The organism is Streptomyces capparidis (genome assembly GCF_054782095.1).
On the sequence record NZ_BAAGTD010000008.1, the window covers coordinates 50,038 to 62,799 of the forward strand.

Below are 12,762 nucleotides of genomic sequence, written 5' to 3' on the forward strand. Positions count from 1 at the left end.
CGGCCCCTGCGCCCCGGCGTCATGGGGGGCCGCGGGTGGCGAAGCCCCCGCCGCGAGGCGAAGCCGAGCAAAAAACAACGAGGGCGAAACCGTCCGCGCTTTCCGCGGACACGTTTCACCCTCGCACTTGTGGACGATACTGGGATTGAACCAGTGACCTCTACCGTGTCAAGGTAGCGCTCTCCCGCTGAGCTAATCGTCCTCGGCGACGTCGGCCTCACGGCCCCCGCCGACCACAGGGCCCCCATGGCAGGGGACCCGGTGGGCGATACTGGGATTGAACCAGTGACCTCTACCGTGTCAAGGTAGCGCTCTCCCACTGAGCTAATCGCCCTCATGAAGCCGGAGCGCCGCAACAGCGCCGCCGACTCCGCAGAGGTGGAGACGGGATTTGAACCCGTGTAGACGGCTTTGCAGGCCGTTGCCTCGCCTCTCGGCCACTCCACCGAGCGGGACCCCCGGCTCGCGCCGAGCGGCCCCCCATCGAGCGGACGACGGGATTCGAACCCGCGACCCTCACCTTGGCAAGGTGATGCTCTACCAACTGAGCCACGTCCGCCTGTGTCACCCTCCGGGGCGCTTGCCCGTCCCGGCGACGTGTTGAACTCTAGCGGATTCCCCGGCCAGCTCAAATTCCGTTTCCGCCGCGTACGGCTCAGGTACCGCTCCCCGTACCGCCGCCCACGCGCTCCGCCCGGCCCCCGCGCCCGCCCGGCGCGCCCCGCGCCGACCTACACTCGCATCACCCCCACGTGGCGGGAACCGGCCGCGCGTTCGCACCACCGGGCGACCCCGGCCCCGGCCACCACACCTGCACCAGGAACCACCGTGAGCAAGCTCGCCCCCATGGCCCGCTTCGGCGGCCGCGTCGCCACCGACCTGCGCGACGTGACCACCGACCCGGCCGCCCTGGACTCCCGCGGCTTCTGGGCCGTCGTCGCCGACTTCGAGGGCCCGGTGCTGTGCGCGCGCTTCGGCACCGTCCGCCCCGCCGCCCCCGCCCGCGCCCCCTGGACCGGCCCCGACCCCGCGGCCTGGACCTCCTCCCTGGACGAGGCCGCCTATGCGCGCGGGGTGCGCCGCATACGCGAGCACATCGCCGCGGGCGAGGTCTACCAGGCCAACCTCTGCCGCGTCCTGACCGCGCCCCTGCCCGACGCGGCCGCCGACGTGGACGCCCTCACCGCGGTGCTCGCCCGCGGCAACCCCGCCCCCTACGCCGGCACCGTCCGCCTGCCCGGCCACGGCGTCGAGGTGGCCACCGCCTCACCCGAGCTGTACCTGCGCCGCACCGGGGACACCGTCCGCTCCGGCCCCATCAAGGGCACCGGGCGCACCCCGGAGGACCTGCTGGACAAGGACCGCGCCGAGAACGTCATGATCGTCGACCTGGTCCGCAACGACCTCGGGCGCGTCTGCGACACCGGCTCCGTCACCGTCCCCGAGCTGTGCGCCGTGCAGCGCCACCCCGGTCTGGTGCACCTGGTCTCCACCGTCCGCGGGCGGCTGCGCCCCGGCGCCGGGTGGGCCGAGCTGCTCGCGGCCACCTTCCCGCCCGGCTCGGTCACCGGCGCCCCCAAGTCCAGCGCCCTGCGGATCATCCGCGACCTGGAGACCGCCCCCCGCGGCCCCTACTGCGGCGGCGTCGGCTGGGTCGACGCCGACCGGCGCGAGGGCGTGCTCGCCGTCGGCATCCGCACCTTCTGGATCGACCGCTCCGGGCCGCGCGGCGCCCGCCTGCGCTTCGGCACCGGCGCCGGCATCACCTGGGGCTCGGAGCCGAAGCGGGAGTGGGACGAGACCGCGCTGAAGGCCGAGCGCCTGCTGGCGGTAGCGTCGTCCCGCACAGGGGTACTGACCCCACGGGCGGCAGGCACGGGGACGGACCCCGCGGGTCCCGGGAGCCGAGGAGGGAGCGGTCGGTGAGGATCTGGGTGGACGGCGGACTGCGGGACGCCGACAGCGCGACGGTGTCCGTGCTGGACCACGGGCTCACGGTCGGCGACGGTGTCTTCGAGACGGTCAAGGCCGTGCACGGCAGGCCGTTCGCGCTCACCCGCCACCTGGACCGGCTCGCCCGCTCCGCCCGCGGCCTCGGCCTGCCCGAGCCGGACCGGGACGAGATCCGCCGGGCCTGCGCCGCGGTCCTCGACGCGGCACCCGTACCGCTCGGCCGCCTGCGGATCACCTTCACCGGCGGCCTCGGCCCGCTCGGCTCGGTGCGCGGCGACGCCCCGCCCACCCTCGTCGTCGCCGTGGACGGCACCACCCGCCGCCCCGACACCACCGCCGCCGTCACCGTGCCCTGGACCCGCAACGAGCGCGGCGCCCTCACCGGTCTGAAGACCACCTCCTACGGCGAGAACGTCGTCGCCCTGGCCCGCGCCCGGCAGCACGGCGCCTCCGAGGCGCTGTTCGGCAACACCGCGGGACGGCTGTGCGAGGGCACCGGGTCCAACGTCTTCGTCGTGCTCGGCGGGCGGCTGCTCACCCCGCCGCTGGAGTCCGGCTGCCTGGCCGGCATCACCCGGCAACTGCTGCTGGAGTGGACGGGCGCCGAGGAGGCCGACCTGCCGCTCGACGTCCTGGCGGAGGCGGACGAGATCCTGCTCACCTCCACCCTGCGCGACGTGCAGGCGCTGCACCGGATCGACGGCCGGGACCTGCCGGGCGCCCCGGGACCGGTCACCGCCAAGGCCATGTCCGTGTTCGACGAGCGCGCCGCCGCCGACATCGACCCCTGACCCGGGCCGCCGCGGCGGCGCACCACCCCTGACCGGCGCCCCGGCCAGGGACAGCCACGCGAGGACCGGGGGGAAGCAGGACATGACCACCACACTCCGACCCGGCGGACCGGAGCGGCACGAGCCCGACGGCACCCGCGCCCGCACCTTCGCCGTCTGCGTCAACAGCCGCCCCGTCGGCGAGATCACCGTCTCCTGCCGGGAACGCGGCGGCGTGCGGACGGGCCGCCTGTCCGGGCTGCGCGTGGACGAACCGGAGCGCCGCCGCGGCCGGGGCACCGTGGCCGCGCTCGCCGCGGAGGAGGTGCTGCGGCAGTGGGGCTGCGACCGGGTGGACATCGCCGTGCCCGAGGGCGGGGAGCAGGCCCTGCGCCTGGCGTCCGCCCTCGGCTACACCGAGCGCAGCCTCACCATGGCGAGCTGGCTGGAGTCGCGCTGGGACCACACGGAGCCGCCCCCGCTGCCGCCCGGCTGCTCCGTGCACCCGCTCGCCGACGCCGAGTACGACGCGTGGCTCGCGGTGCAGCAGGAGGGCTACATCCGCGAGCTGGTCGCAGCGGGCATGACCGAGGAGCAGGCCAGGGCCAAGTCGGACGCCGACCACCGCGCGTCCCTGCCGCAGGGCCCGCACACCCCGGGCGCGGTGCTGCGGGTGCTGCGCGCGCACGGCGAACCCGTCGGCACCCTGTGGGTGGGGCTGCGCGGCCCCGACCGGCCGCAGCAGGCCTGGGTGTTCTCCGTCGAGGTGGAGCCGCCGCACCGCGGGCGGGGCCACGGGCGCGCCCTGATGCGGCTCGCCGAGGCCGAGTGCCGGGCGGCCGGGGTGTTCGAGCTCGGCCTCAACGTCTTCACGGCCAACACCGCCGCCCGGCGCCTGTACACCTCGCTCGGCTACCAGGTCACCATGCACCACCTGGGCAAGAACCTGCTGTGAGGCGGCGCCCGCCCGCGGGGCTACGCGCGTCCGAGCAGTCGGTCGGCGATCTCCTCGACCCGCTCGCGCAGCCCTTCCCGGCTCTTGCCGCCGTCCAGCCGCTGCCCGTCGATGACATAGGTCGGCGTGCCGGTCACCCCGATCGCCCGGCCCTCGGCGAGGTCGGTGTCCACCACCAGGAAGTGCCGTCCGTCGATCAGCGCGGTGTCCACCTCGGCCGCGTCCAGGCCCAGCTCCCCGGCGATCTCCACCAGCAGCTTCTCGCCCTTCCTGCCCAGCTCCTCGACGCGGTCGAGCACCGCCTCGATGTACGGCCAGCCCTTGCCCTGGACCATGGCCTCCTCGGCCGCCTGGGCCGCCGCGATGGCGTACTGGTGCTTGTCCAGCGGGAAGTGCCGCAGCTCCACGGCCAGGGCGTCACCGTAGCGGGCGCGCAGCGCGCGGAGGTCCTCCAGGCAGGAGCGGCAGTCGGGGCACTGCAAGTCGCACCAGACGTCGAGCGCGGCGCGGCGGGGCGGAACATCACTCATGCCGTGCAGTGTGGCACTTCCCGGCGCGGCCCTCGCGCCCAGGGAGGAGCCGTCCCCTGAGATTTCCCCGGTAAACGGCCTGATCCTGGCATCCCGCCCGCACCGCGAGGCAGGATGGGGACGAAGGCGGCCGGGCGGGAGGCGCGATGTCCACAGACCGGATGATCAGGTGGGACGGCTCCGGGGGCGGCTCGCCCGGGGCCACGGCGAACGAGAGGGCGAGGTGGTCGCCGTGCTGACGCTGACGGTGTGCGTGGCGCTGTCCGGGGCCGGACTCGCGATCTGCTTCCTGCACGTGTACCGGCGCCGCTTCCTGCGGGCCGTGCGGATCGCCGCGTGGTCGCTGCTGCCCATCGGACTGTGGATGAGCGGGCTGCTCCCGCTCGGCCAGGACGTCGCCGAGGCGGTCGCCGACTGGGCGAAGGACCTGGTGTTCGATCCGACCGTGTGGACCGGGTTCGCGGTCCTCGCGCTGTCCGCGGTGCTGTTCGTGGTGGCCAGGGTCGCCGGCCGGCGGGGCAAGGGCACCGCGCTGCCGGAGCCGGGCACGGCGCCCGCGGCGCCGGCTGCGGGCGGCAGGTCCGCCCTCGGCGGGGGCCGCAAGGGCCGCGGCTCGTCGTCCGATGACGGCCTGTCCGATTTCCGGGAGATCGAGGAAATCCTGCGCCGTCGGGGTATCTGACGATACGCCGACCGGCCGGTGCCGTAACCGCTTCGCGACTGACCGGTCCTCAGTTCGGAATTCTGTGGTCTGATGAAACGTCATTAGCGGTTTTGCTCCGGACGGCCGTCATCCATTCCTTCCGTATGCGCTCCGCGCACCCGCGGAGTTTCATCCCGGAACATTTCCGGGCGCGCGGAATTACCCCTTCCGAGGGGAGGGCGGAATTCCGGGAGGGCGGCGCGCGGGGCCGCGGGCGGCGGGCCCGCCGGAATCAGTCGGACGGGCCCCCGGGCGCGGGCACGGCCGCCTCGCGCCGCCGCGCCCGGTAGGCGGCGACGTGCAGCCGGTTGCCGCAGGTGCGGCTGTCGCAGTAGCGGCGCGACCGGTTCCGGGACAGGTCCACGAACGCCCTGCGGCAGTCCGGCGCGTCGCAGAAGCGCAGCCGCTCCCGCTCCCCGGCGACGATCAGCAGCGCCAGCGCCATCCCGCCGTCCGCCGCCAGGTGCTCGGCCAGGGTCGAGCCCGGCGCGAAGTAGTGCATGTGCCAGTCGTGGCCGTCGTGGTCGGTGAGCCGGGGAGTGGTGCCCGCCTCGGCCACCATCGAGTTCAGCAGCTCGGCGGCGTCCCGGTCCGAGCCCGCCCGGAAGACCGCGGTGAACCGCTCGCGCGCCGCGTGCACCGCCGCCAGGTCCCCCGCGCCGAGCTCACCGACGTCGCTGACCCGGTGCCGCTCGACGAAGCCCCGCAGCGCCGCCACGTCGGGCAGCCCCTCCGACCCGTTGCACTCCGGAGCCGTGCCCAGGAGCTCGACCACGCAGTCGAGTGCGCACCGGGTGTCGTGGGTGATCAGCACGGATGGCTCCCTGGCCGGTCCAACTGGGCGACGGGACAGACGCCCCCTCCGTATACAGACTGTAGCGCGCGAGGCCTCCCACTCCACGCGCCGTGGCGCGCCGCACGACGCGGCGGGACACCGGCGGGACGGTTGAGCGGTGCTGGGGCACCGGTGAACACCGGGTGGAGAGGAGGGAAGGGGAAGGGAACGAGCCGACCGCGGGACGGCGACCGGCCCGCGGCGCTCCGGCGGCGCTCCGGCGGCGCGGGAGGAGGGCCGGCGCGGGCGGGCATCGAGGCCCGCCCGGGCGCCCCCGGCCGGCCCGCCCGCGGTGCCGTCCCGGGGGCCCGCCCGCGGCAGCGGAAGGCGCCGCCACCCACAGGGGGAGGCGGCGCCGCGGGCTCGCCGCAACGAAGACTGATGGCGACCCGAGCCGTACCCCCGAGTCGGACGGCCGGGCGCGGTCCTCAGCTTTCGGCCAGGATGTGCGACAGCTCCGTGTCCAGGTCGAAGTGACGGTGCTCGGTACCGGGCGGCACCGCCGCGTCGGTGCGCTTCAGGAACGACTCCAGGGCGCGCGCCGGCGCCTCGAGCAGGGCCTCGCCCTCGGGCGAGCTCAGCGCGATGCAGACGACGCCCTGGCCGTGACTGCGCGAGGGCCAGACCCGGACATCGCCGGTGCCGGTGGGCCGGTGCAGGCCCTCGGCCAGCAGATCACGGGCGAAGACCCAGTCGACGGTCTCGTCCGCGCCGGTGTGGAAGGTGGCATGCACGGCGTAGGGATCGGCCGTGTCGTACCGCAGGCCCGCGGGGACGGGCAGTGAGGATTCGCTCGACACAACGAGGCGCAGGTGCAGCTCGCAGCTGACCGTGGTGTTCATAAGCGCCATGGCCTTTCGCTCAGTGTGCGCTCGGGGATTCGCACGTCGGCGAAATCGACATGCCACCAGGGAGGACGTTGTAAACCCCTCTGCCCGGATTGCGAAGGTTCGGGTACCCCGTCCGGCTCAGTGCAATTGTGGACACAACCGCCGTTCCGGTGAAAGGCAAAGCTCCGGTACCTTTGAACTCATGACGACGGGGAGTGAGAAGCGGACGCCGCCGCCGCGTGACGAGACCGCCGCGGGCGGCCCGGTCGGCACCGAGGTGACCAAGGACGGCGGCATCCGCGTCGCGGCGGAGGTCGCGGAGGGGAAGGTCGGCGGGGAGGGCCCCAAGGAGCCGGTGTTCGGCTCCCGGGCGCCGATGTTCATCAAGAAGTACAAACCCCTCCACCTGACCTGGCAGATCGGTGTCTTCCTGGTCGGTGTCGCGATCATCATCGCCGGCATCGCGATGCTGGTGCTGCCGGGGCCCGGGTGGGTGGCGATCTTCCTGGGCCTCGCGGTGCTCGGCACGGAGTTCGTGTGGGCGCAGCGGGTCCTGCGCTGGTCCAAGGAGCAGGCGGCCAAGGCGGCCAGCCGTGCCATGGACCCCAAGACCCGGCGGCGGAACCTGATCTTCCTGATCGTGGGCCTGGTGCTCGCGGCGGTCGGCGTGGGGATCTACCTCTGGAAGTACGGCCTGGCGCTGCCCTGAGCCCGGCCGGCGGCGGCCCGGGTGCCGGGCACCGGCCTCGGTGCGGTAGTGTTTTCCCCGCACCCGGGCGATTAGCTCAGCGGGAGAGCGCTTCGTTCACACCGAAGAGGTCACTGGTTCGATCCCAGTATCGCCCACGAGTGCGAGGGCGACTCGTGTCCGCGGTAAGCGCGGAGCGGGTCGCCCTCGTCGTTCGTGCTCGGCTCCGTCGTTCGTGCTCGGCTCCGTCGTTCGTGCTCGGCTCCGTCGTTCGTGCTCGGCTCCGCCTCGCGGGGCGGGCTTCGCCTCCCGCGCCGCCATCGGCCGACTCGGGGCGGGCCGCAGTGCCGGGTGCGGCGGCCTGGGGTTCGGGGCGGTCGGCGTCGGGGGAAGCGGTTTGAACCGGGGTGGGCGGGCCCTGTATTGTTCAACGAGTCGGGAGGGCAACCCCCCGATGATCCCGGGCGATTAGCTCAGCGGGAGAGCGCTTCGTTCACACCGAAGAGGTCACTGGTTCGATCCCAGTATCGCCCACAAGTACCAGGGCGAGTCGTGTCCGCAGCACATGCGGAGCGGCTCGCCCTCGTCGTTTTCCCGCTCGGTTTCGCCTCGCTCGGCGGGGCTTCCGCCCCCCGCGCCCCCGGGTTCCGCACCGTCGCGCCCCTGTCGGGACCGGAGTGACCACTGTGGTTCTTGGGGCGGTTGAGCCCTCGCGCGTGCGTCTGGTGTCCAACTCCTCGACGATCAGGTGTTCGTGACGCTCTGTTTACTGCCGTCCCGTGACCGACTGTTAACAAATCGCGCTCGCCCGTAGTCGTTTGAGGTAGCCCGCGCAAGGAGAGGAAGAGTAGTGGCGGACCGTTTCTTCGATCACGGTCGCGAAAGTCACACTCAGTCACCAACGTCAGAAGGAAACCGAGTCGATGGCTCTCCCGCAGCCCGAGTACGGCAGCCTCCTGTCCCCGCCGCGGGAGCCGCTGCGGGGAGCCCTGACCACCACCGCCTCCCTGGAGACGCTCCAGGTGGCCCACCTCCACGCCGTCGCCGCCGCGGCCGGGTGCTCGCTGTCCCAGCCCTTCCCCGGCGGCGGCGCCGACTGGCACGTCAGCCACGGCTCACCCCGCCACGATGCGGACGGCGAGGTGACCATCCGGGTCCAGTTGCGGTGCGCCTACCGGATGGCCCCGCACCCGGAGGGCTCGTCCTTCTCCCTCACCCTCGACAACGACCACCTGGCCGGGCTCGCCCGCACCCACGTCTCCGTCCCCAAGATCCTCGTGGTGATGGTCGCGCCCCGCGCGAGGGACGCCTGGCTGCACGCCGACCACGACCGGCTGGAACTGCGCCACTGCTGCTACTGGACCAACCTGGCCGGCCACGCCCTGACCGGCCGCTACCGGACGACCGTTCGGATCCCGACCTCGCGGATATTCGACGACCGCGCGCTGTGCCAGATGATGGCCCGGGTCGGGGCGGGAGGGAGACCCTGATGCCCAGTCCTGCGGACCCGCCGGACTCCGACGACGACGGCCTCGCCGCGCTGCCCGACCTCATGCGCGTCGACCCGGCCGTGCTCTGCCGCCTGCTGGCCCGCCACGGCTGGCAGCGGCGCGGCGGCGTGCCCGGCCGCTACTCGCGCTGGACCCCGCCGCCGGGTGCCCGGCCGTCCGAGCCCGGGATCAGCCTGCTGGTGCCCCAGGGCAACCGGCTGGAGGACCACGCCGAGCTGCTGGGCGAGGCCCTCACCGCGCTCGCCCGCTCCGGCACGCCCTCGGCCCGCCGGATCCTGCTGCGCCTGGCGTTACCCGGCGACGAGATCCGCTGGCGGCGCCGGGTGCCCGGGGCGGGCGGCGCCGTCACCTGGAACAACGCCGAGCGGCTGTGGTCCGGCGCCCGCGCCATGCTGATGGCGGCGGCCCGCGCCGACTGCGTTGCCTGCGGCCACTTCGGCGAACGCCTCGCCGGGTACGCCGAGTGCCGCCTGGAGCAGATCCTGGTCGGCCCCTCACCCGGCGGCCATGTGCTGACCGCCTACGCCCCCGTGCCCGCGAGCCGCCGGATCACCGTCACCCTGCTGCGCGGCCTGCGGGCCGTCCGCGACGCCGTGGACCACCGGCGGGCCACCGGCTCCATGACCGCGTTCGAGGCCGCCGTGGCGCTCGGCGCCTGCCAGGAGCTGCTGGACTCCGTGGTGCGGCTGGTGCGGGACACCGCGGGAGTGGAGGTGCTGCTGTCGTGGTCGCCGACGGCCGGGGCGCCGCTCGGCTTCCCCGACCGGGTGGAGACCGTCGCCTTCTCACCCGCCGACCTGCCCGTGCTCACCGAGGCCGGCGCCCGGTACGTCGCGGCGGAGCCGTCCGTGCCGGTGCGGATCACCGGGCAGGTGGAGCGGCTGCACCGGCCGGGCGGCGGCGGCCCCGGCACGGTGCGGCTGCGCGTGCTGTCCGGGGCCGACGTGGCGCGGGTGCGGGCACGGCTGGACGAGGAGGGCTACCGCGTCGCCGCCAACGCGCACCTGACCGGGCTGCCCGTCCGGGTGAGCGGCCGGCTGGAGAGCCGCGGCGGCTTCCGCGCCCTCGCCGACGTGCGGGAGGTGGTGCCCGTGCCCATAGACGACGGGGAGCGGCAGCGGCTGCTGAAGGCGCTGCGCGGCCAGGCCGAGCTCGTCGAGCGGGCGTGCGAGCCGCAGGGCAGCCCGGCGTCCGGGGCGGCGGCCGGGCCCTGACCGCTTTCGCCCGGGGCACGTCCGGCTCGGTACGATTCATCAGCGCGGCGCTCGCCGCACGACCACGTCATGAGTCAGGAGAGACCGGTGTCAGACCTCCGTGTGATCGTCAAACGCGATTCCGAGCGGGAAGAGCGCGTGGTGACCACGGGGACGACGGCCGCCGACCTGTTCCAGGGCGACCGCGAGGTCGTCGCCGCCCGCGTCGCCGGGCAGTTGCGCGACCTCGCCCACCCCCTCGCCGACGGGGACGAGGTCGAGCCCGTCGCCATCGGCAGCGAGGACGGCCTGGCGATCCTGCGCCACTCCACCGCGCACGTGATGGCGCAGGCCGTGCAGGAGCTCTTCCCCGAGGCCAAGCTGGGCATCGGCCCGCCGATCAAGGACGGCTTCTACTACGACTTCGATGTCGCCGAGCCCTTCCAGCCGGAGGACCTCAAGCGCATCGAGAAGAAGATGCAGGAGATCGTCAAGCGCGGCCAGCGGTTCTCCCGCCGCCCGGTGAGCGACGAGGCGGCCCGCGAGGAGCTGGCGGCCGAGCCGTACAAGCTGGAGCTCATCGGGCTGAAGGGCTCCGCCGCCGAGGCCGCCGAGGGCGCGTCCGCCGAGGTCGGCACCGGCGAGCTGACCATCTACGACAACCTGGACGCCAAGACCGGCGAGCTGTGCTGGAAGGACCTGTGCCGCGGTCCGCACCTGCCCACCACCCGCAACGTCCCCGTGTTCAAGCTCATGCGCAGCGCGGCGGCCTACTGGCGGGGCAGTGAGAAGAACCCCCAGCTCCAGCGCATCTACGGCACCGCCTGGCCCTCCAAGGACGAGCTGAAGGCGTACCTGGAGTTCCTGGCGGAGGCCGAGCGCCGCGACCACCGCAAGCTGGGCGCGGAGCTGGACCTGTTCTCCATCCCGGAGGCCATCGGCTCGGGCCTGGCGGTCTTCCACCCCAAGGGCGGGATCATCCGCCGGGTGATGGAGGACTACTCGCGCAAGCGGCACGAGGAGGCGGGGTACGAGTTCGTCTACACCCCGCACGCCACCAAGGGGAAGCTGTTCGAGATCTCCGGGCACCTGGACTGGTACGCCGAGGGCATGTACCCGCCCATGCAGCTCGACGAGGGCGTGGACTACTACCTCAAGCCCATGAACTGCCCCATGCACAACCTGATCTTCGACGCGCGGGGGCGGTCGTACCGGGAATTGCCGCTACGGCTGTTCGAATTCGGCACGGTCTACCGGTACGAGAAGTCCGGTGTGGTGCACGGCCTGACCCGGGCGCGGGGCTTCACCCAGGACGACGCGCACATCTACTGCACCAAGGAGCAGATGGCCGAGGAGCTGGACTCGCTGCTCACCTTCGTGCTCGACCTGCTGCGCGACTACGGCCTGGAGGACTTCTACCTGGAGCTGTCCACCAAGGACCCGGAGAAGTACGTCGGCTCGGACGAGGTGTGGGAAGAGGCCACCGAGACCCTGCGCAAGGCGGCCGAGAAGCAGGGCCTGCCGCTGGTCCCGGACCCGGGCGGCGCGGCGTTCTACGGCCCGAAGATCTCCGTCCAGACGCGGGACGCCATCGGGCGCTCGTGGCAGATGAGCACCATCCAGCTCGACTTCAACCTCCCGGAGCGCTTCGACCTGGAGTACACCGCGCCCGACGGAACCAAGCAGCGGCCGGTGATGATCCACCGCGCGCTGTTCGGCTCGATCGAGCGCTTCTTCGCGGTGCTGCTGGAGCATTACGCGGGCGCCATGCCGCCGTGGCTGGCCCCGGTGCAGGCGGTGGGCATCCCGATCGGGGACACCCATGTGCCGTACCTGGAGGAGTTCGCGGCCGAGGCCCGGAAGAAGGGGCTGCGGGTCGAGGTGGACTCGTCGGCGGACCGGATGCAGAAGAAGATCCGGAACGCGCAGAAGAGCAAGGTGCCGTTCATGCTGATCGTCGGCGACGAGGACATGGCCGCCGGGACGGTCAGCTTCCGCTACCGGGACGGCTCGCAGAAGAACGGCGTCGCCCGTGACCTGGCCGTCACCGAGATCCTCGACGCGGTGGAGCGCCGGATCCAGGTGTGACCGCTCCCCGCCCGGGCGGGGGTGGTCCCGGGGAGGGCCGGACGATGTGTCGCTTCCGGCCCACGCGGGGGTTCGGGGGCGGTCCATCCGGGCCGCCCCTGCCCGCCCCCACCCGCGCCCCGGGCGCATATGCTGGCCCGCATGACGAGCGAGCCGGAGCAGCAGATCGGGGTGGGGTTGCCGGACGCGTTCCAGCGCCTGTGGACGCCTCACCGGATGGCCTACATCCAGGGCGAGAACAAGCCCACGGGCACGGGCGCCGGAGACGGCTGTCCCTTCTGCACCATCCCGGCGAAGAGCGACGAGGACGGGCTGATCATCGCGCGCGGGGAACACGTGTACGCGGTGCTCAATCTGTACCCCTACAATTCCGGCCACTGCATGAGCGTTCCGTATCGCCACGTCGCCGACTACACCGAGCTCACCGGCCCCGAGACGGCCGAACTGGCCGAGTTCACCAAGAAGGCCATGATCACGCTCCGGCGGGCGTCCGGGGCGCACGGATTCAACATCGGCCTCAACCAGGGCTCGGTCGCGGGCGCCGGCATCGCCGCGCACCTGCACCAGCACGTCGTCCCCCGCTGGGGCGGCGACACCAACTTCATGCCGATCGTCGGCCACACCCGGGTCCTGCCGCAGTTGCTCGCCGACACCCGCGACATGCTGGCCGAGGTCTGGCGGCAGACGCCCGCGCCCTCCGCCTGAC

General features: G+C 73.2%; 12 protein-coding genes and 6 tRNA genes. 11 read left to right on the forward strand and 7 right to left on the reverse strand.

Annotated features, from left to right (window positions below):
- Positions 1 to 130 precede the first annotated feature (130 nt).
- From ACYVO2_RS09120 to ACYVO2_RS09135, 4 genes are all read right to left on the reverse strand, one after another.
- A tRNA-Val gene (locus tag ACYVO2_RS09120) sits at positions 131 to 202 on the reverse strand.
- Between the two features lie 60 nt (positions 203 to 262).
- Positions 263 to 334, reverse strand: a tRNA-Val gene (locus ACYVO2_RS09125).
- A gap of 42 nt (positions 335 to 376) precedes the next feature.
- A tRNA-Cys gene (locus ACYVO2_RS09130) sits at positions 377 to 447 on the reverse strand.
- 39 nt (positions 448 to 486) lie between these two features.
- A tRNA-Gly gene (locus tag ACYVO2_RS09135) sits at positions 487 to 559 on the reverse strand.
- Between the two features lie 269 nt (positions 560 to 828).
- Between ACYVO2_RS09135 and ACYVO2_RS09140 the strand changes: the two genes are divergently transcribed.
- The 3 genes from ACYVO2_RS09140 (at position 829) to ACYVO2_RS09150 (ending at position 3,678) form a co-directional block, all read left to right on the forward strand.
- A complete protein-coding gene (locus ACYVO2_RS09140) occupies positions 829 to 1,926 on the forward strand; it encodes a chorismate-binding protein (RefSeq protein WP_461007130.1) in 1,098 nt (365 codons plus the stop codon).
- Positions 1,923 to 2,744: an aminotransferase class IV gene (locus ACYVO2_RS09145; protein ID WP_461007131.1), complete on the forward strand. Its 822-nt coding sequence runs from the start codon at positions 1,923 to 1,925 to the stop codon at positions 2,742 to 2,744. The genes ACYVO2_RS09140 and ACYVO2_RS09145 overlap by 4 nt, the downstream gene beginning before the upstream one ends.
- 82 nt (positions 2,745 to 2,826) lie before the next feature.
- Positions 2,827 to 3,678 (forward strand): GNAT family N-acetyltransferase, encoded by an 852-nt coding sequence (locus tag ACYVO2_RS09150; protein WP_461007132.1) that lies wholly within the window; start codon positions 2,827 to 2,829, stop codon positions 3,676 to 3,678.
- A gap of 20 nt (positions 3,679 to 3,698) precedes the next feature.
- Here ACYVO2_RS09150 and ACYVO2_RS09155 read toward each other — a convergent pair whose 3' ends face one another.
- The gene (locus ACYVO2_RS09155; protein ID WP_461007133.1) at positions 3,699 to 4,208 is read right to left on the reverse strand and encodes a DsbA family protein; all 510 of its coding nucleotides are present in this window, start codon (positions 4,206 to 4,208) and stop codon (positions 3,699 to 3,701) included.
- Positions 4,209 to 4,377: 169 nt separating this feature from the next.
- Between ACYVO2_RS09155 and ACYVO2_RS09160 the strand changes: the two genes are divergently transcribed.
- On the forward strand, positions 4,378 to 4,890 hold the full coding sequence (locus ACYVO2_RS09160) for a hypothetical protein (RefSeq protein ID WP_461007134.1): 513 nt from the start codon (positions 4,378 to 4,380) through the stop codon (positions 4,888 to 4,890).
- A gap of 253 nt (positions 4,891 to 5,143) precedes the next feature.
- Here the strand turns inward: ACYVO2_RS09160 and ACYVO2_RS09165 are convergent, their stop codons facing one another.
- Positions 5,144 to 5,725 (reverse strand): CGNR zinc finger domain-containing protein, encoded by a 582-nt coding sequence (locus ACYVO2_RS09165; RefSeq protein ID WP_461007135.1) that lies wholly within the window; start codon positions 5,723 to 5,725, stop codon positions 5,144 to 5,146.
- Positions 5,726 to 6,174: 449 nt separating this feature from the next.
- Positions 6,175 to 6,588, reverse strand: coding sequence for an SsgA family sporulation/cell division regulator (locus tag ACYVO2_RS09170; protein ID WP_018382204.1), 414 nt, complete (start codon positions 6,586 to 6,588; stop codon positions 6,175 to 6,177).
- Between the two features lie 190 nt (positions 6,589 to 6,778).
- On the opposite strand from ACYVO2_RS09170, the gene ACYVO2_RS09175 reads away from it, so the two are divergent.
- The 7 genes from ACYVO2_RS09175 to ACYVO2_RS09205 all read left to right on the forward strand — a co-directional run bounded on the left by ACYVO2_RS09175 (position 6,779) and on the right by ACYVO2_RS09205 (position 12,761).
- Positions 6,779 to 7,285 carry a TIGR02611 family protein gene (locus ACYVO2_RS09175; protein WP_461007136.1) on the forward strand — a complete coding sequence of 169 codons (507 nt, stop codon included), beginning with the start codon at positions 6,779 to 6,781 and terminating at the stop codon, positions 7,283 to 7,285.
- Positions 7,286 to 7,350: 65 nt separating this feature from the next.
- Positions 7,351 to 7,422: transfer RNA gene (locus ACYVO2_RS09180), tRNA-Val, on the forward strand.
- Positions 7,423 to 7,726: 304 nt separating this feature from the next.
- Positions 7,727 to 7,798 (forward strand) — tRNA-Val (locus ACYVO2_RS09185).
- A 389-nt stretch (positions 7,799 to 8,187) separates the two neighbouring features.
- The gene (locus ACYVO2_RS09190) at positions 8,188 to 8,754 is read left to right on the forward strand and encodes a DUF4365 domain-containing protein (RefSeq protein WP_461007137.1); all 567 of its coding nucleotides are present in this window, start codon (positions 8,188 to 8,190) and stop codon (positions 8,752 to 8,754) included.
- Complete coding sequence (locus ACYVO2_RS09195; RefSeq protein WP_461007138.1) at positions 8,754 to 9,989, forward strand: hypothetical protein; 1,236 nt, start codon at positions 8,754 to 8,756, stop codon at positions 9,987 to 9,989. Before ACYVO2_RS09190 ends, ACYVO2_RS09195 begins: the two co-directional genes overlap by 1 nt.
- Positions 9,990 to 10,076: 87 nt before the next feature.
- On the forward strand, positions 10,077 to 12,056 hold the full coding sequence (gene thrS, locus ACYVO2_RS09200; RefSeq protein WP_461007139.1) for a threonine--tRNA ligase: 1,980 nt from the start codon (positions 10,077 to 10,079) through the stop codon (positions 12,054 to 12,056).
- Between the two features lie 129 nt (positions 12,057 to 12,185).
- On the forward strand, positions 12,186 to 12,761 hold the full coding sequence (locus tag ACYVO2_RS09205) for an HIT family protein (protein WP_461007140.1): 576 nt from the start codon (positions 12,186 to 12,188) through the stop codon (positions 12,759 to 12,761).
- The last annotated feature ends 1 nt before the right edge of the window (position 12,762 follow it).

Coding starts and splice junctions, on each gene's coding strand:
- ACYVO2_RS09150 (WP_461007132.1), top strand. CDS start 2,827: ATGACCACCACACTCCGACCCGGCGGACCGGAGCGGCACGAGCCCGAC.
- ACYVO2_RS09155 (WP_461007133.1), bottom strand. CDS start 4,208: ATGAGTGATGTTCCGCCCCGCCGCGCCGCGCTCGACGTCTGGTGCGAC.
- ACYVO2_RS09170 (WP_018382204.1), bottom strand. CDS start 6,588: ATGAACACCACGGTCAGCTGCGAGCTGCACCTGCGCCTCGTTGTGTCG.
- ACYVO2_RS09175 (WP_461007136.1), top strand. CDS start 6,779: ATGACGACGGGGAGTGAGAAGCGGACGCCGCCGCCGCGTGACGAGACC.
- ACYVO2_RS09190 (WP_461007137.1), top strand. CDS start 8,188: ATGGCTCTCCCGCAGCCCGAGTACGGCAGCCTCCTGTCCCCGCCGCGG.
- ACYVO2_RS09195 (WP_461007138.1), top strand. CDS start 8,754: ATGCCCAGTCCTGCGGACCCGCCGGACTCCGACGACGACGGCCTCGCC.
- ACYVO2_RS09205 (WP_461007140.1), top strand. CDS start 12,186: ATGCTGGCCCGCATGACGAGCGAGCCGGAGCAGCAGATCGGGGTGGGG.